At 65.9% G+C, this 1,612-nt stretch carries 1 protein-coding gene and 1 pseudogene; both read right to left on the bottom strand.

What is annotated here, in order from left to right:
- Positions 1 to 340, bottom strand: a 340-nt coding sequence (locus JCM25156_RS25380; protein WP_034960410.1) for an MlaD family protein, incomplete at its 3' end; no start/stop codon positions are given.
- Positions 337 to 1,612: pseudogene (locus JCM25156_RS25375) on the bottom strand (paraquat-inducible protein A); the annotation flags it as partial. The pseudogene JCM25156_RS25375 and the gene JCM25156_RS25380, both read right to left, overlap by 4 nt.

The following is a 1,612-nucleotide window of genomic DNA, read 5'->3' as shown; positions in this document are numbered from 1 at the left end:
CCCAGAAGCGGGCGCGGTCGGTCAGCATGCGCCCGGCCGACGCGGTCATGCGCACGCGGACCTCGACATGGTGCAGGTCATCGCTCAGCCGGATGGAATCGACCGTGCCAAGCGGCACCGCCTTGTTCTTGATCTCGGTCTGGCCACTGACCAGCCCATCCGCCGTATCGAAGGTTATGACAATCAGCGGCCCGCGGCCCGTCAGCCCGCGCCAGCCCAGGTACCCCGCGATCAGGATGGCGACGATCGGCACCAGCCAGACAACCGAGAAACGGTACCGTCGCGTCCGGGCCTGTGGCGGAACACCCTGCTGATCATTGGAAAGGAAATCGTCATTCACGCCTGGTCTGGCTCCATGCTGGCCGGGGAAAGGGAAGACGGAGTGGCATGGACCACCTGCGCGCGCAGCACGGCAGGCGGCAGGCCGTCCGGAACGGGGCCGTTGCGGCCAGCCGCGTCCCACATGATCCGTGGGTCAAAGCTCCACGCCGCCAGCAGGGTCAGCACCACCACGGCGGCGAACGCCACCATTCCGGCATTGGCCGTGACACTGGCCATGGCGTTGAAGCGTACGACCGCGACAAGAATGGAAATCATGAACACATCGATCATGGACACCGCCCCACCATATCGACCACCCGGAACAGGCGGGTCCGCGCGACCAGATGCCCGCGCGCGCCGCGCCATGTCTGGGCGATCATCCACCCAAGGCTGAGGATCTTGAGCATCGGCACGGTGATGGAGGCGAAGAACACCAGCAGCGAGAGCGGGATCATGCCATCCATCCACAGCTCGATCGCGCCTTCGATAATGGTGTGCCCGCCACCGCCGCCCATGCGCAGGAAAGTCATGACCGGATAGAGATTGGCGGGAATGTAGAACACGATCGCCGCGATCAGGAAGGCGGTGGTGCGGGCCAGCGTCTGCGGCAGGCGACGCCAGACCCTGTGTTCGCAGCGCGGGCAGATCCCCACGCAGCTCAGGTTGGAGACGGGGTGCGACAGTTCGCCCACCAGCCCGCACGCCGTGCACGCCACCAGATGATCGACGGGTGGCATGGGGATGTCGTCAATATGCACGTACGCGACGGCCACCGCCTCATCCCCTTCCGCGCGGGTCAGGGAATCGATCCGGCGGTGCCGCCAGATCATGTCGGTATCCAGTGTCGAATCCGTGGCCGCCATGGTCAGCATCAACGCGCCGATCAGGTACACGGCGGGCCCCACATCCACATGCGCCATGTCCGTCAGCTTGGTGTAGGCGACGAAGATGCCCAGAATATAGACCTCGACCATCGACCACGGCCGCAACTTGTCATACCAGACAAGGATGCGCGGCCCCCAGTCGGGCAGTTGCGGGCGCGCGCCGCATACAGGATGGCGAACATGAACCCGATGGCCACGGCGGGGGCGAGCACCGTGACCGCGCCCACGAGGATCCCGGCCTCCCCCCATCCTTCATGCATGAGTTCCATCGGCCCGGTCAGCAGGTCCACGGTGCGTTGCCTGCCGTACACGTCCAGCGTCATGAGCGACGAGGCCAGGGCCGCGAAATAGAACGCGGCCGAACTGATGCAGAACGCCAGCGGGGCCGCCAGCGGGGCCGTGCGCCG

This window comes from Komagataeibacter kakiaceti JCM 25156 (assembly GCF_000613305.1).
The sequence above is the reverse complement of the archived record's forward strand: the minus strand, read 5'-3'. Positions and strand labels throughout refer to the sequence as shown.